The 1272-nt window shown below is 62.3% G+C and carries 2 protein-coding genes; both read right to left on the reverse strand.

Going from position 1 to position 1272, the window contains the following annotated elements; genetic code table 11:
• Window positions 1-111 precede the first annotated feature (111 nt).
• Window positions 112-996: a hypothetical protein gene (locus FJ980_RS32380; protein ID WP_246676679.1), complete on the reverse strand. Its 885-nt coding sequence runs from the start codon at window positions 994-996 to the stop codon at window positions 112-114.
• 3 nt (window positions 997-999) lie between these two features.
• Window positions 1000-1272, reverse strand: a 273-nt coding sequence (locus FJ980_RS32385) for a type II secretion system F family protein (RefSeq protein ID WP_140547534.1), incomplete at its 5' end; no start/stop codon positions are given.

Genomic DNA, 1272 nt, shown 5'->3' on the forward strand with positions numbered 1-1272 from the left:
CTATTCCAGAGCAATTAAACTTAGGTGCCGAAACGCCGCCAAAATTAGGCCCTGGGTACACCAGCTATTAACCACCAGGCCGCAACGCCTCGATCACGGCCAGCGGCGTTCTCACGGTTCCAGGGCCTTGAGTCCCGCCGGAACCGTATACCGGCTGCCGTCATAGCGCAGCCGGTAGGTTTGGCTCACGGACTTGCCGGGGTGGGACTGGCACTCGCCATTGCTGTCGGGCAACGGATTGTCGGTATCCATCCGTTCGACCACCGCGATGTCGTGGTAGCCATGATGTTTGGCCGGGCTCATCGCCAGGCTCACCTGACTGATATGGAAGGATCCGGCGCAATTGGTATCGCCCTCGCCGCCATTGCCGGCCACGACCAGGCCATCGAGCACCATCCGCAGGGCATCGCCGTCCTCGGCATAGAGCCGCAGGTCGGTTTCACTGAAAGGGTTAGGCAGCGAATTGTTCGCCATTTCGATGCGCAGGCCGAAGGCGGAGACATCGGGCGCCAGCGCATACCGGCCGGTATCAAGTTCGAACTTGCGGATGGCGATGGCATCATCATTCATCAGCCCGGGCTGCAGCAGACGCTGGCGCACCTGCCGGCTTTTCCTGTCGATGACCAGAAGCTCGATATCGCCGGCATGCGCGTAGTCGCTGGGTTGCGAACTGTCCATCAGCGGCACCGCGACCAACAGCAGGGCCTCATGGGCGGGCCAGATCTTGCAGACCAGCCCCGGCGGGTCGCCAAATGCGGACGTCAGGGCGATGCTGGTGTGGGGTTCGAGCGTGAACGAGGCACCGTCAGCGCTCTTGCGGGCCTTGGGATAAGCCTGCTGCACCAGGGCAGCGGCATCGCCGCAATCGGCTGCAGCCCAGACGGGCGACAGACTGGCCGCGGCAAGGCCGAGGACAAAAGCGCGCAACAGCATTCGCATGGACTTCTCATTCATTTGCGGACTTTGCAGATCGCCGGCTTCACTGAATATCAGCAAATCCTAGTGGCCGGTCATTTTGACGATGATCGGAATGACCGCGATCATCAGCACCACCGGCAGGATGCAAACCACGACCGGCACCGACATCTTGGCCGGCAAGGCATGCGCCTTTTCCTCGGCCAGCGACATGCGCTTGTGGCGCATCTCGTCGGAAAAGACGCGCAGCGCCCCCGACAGGCTGGTGCCAAGCTCCTTGGACTGTTGCAGCAGCGTGGCGAAGGAGCGCACCTCGTCCAGGCTCAGGCGATCGGCGAGCGCCTTCAGTGCATCGTC

The organism is Mesorhizobium sp. B1-1-5 (assembly GCF_006443065.1).
Classification (GTDB): Bacteria; Pseudomonadota; Alphaproteobacteria; order Rhizobiales; family Rhizobiaceae; genus Mesorhizobium.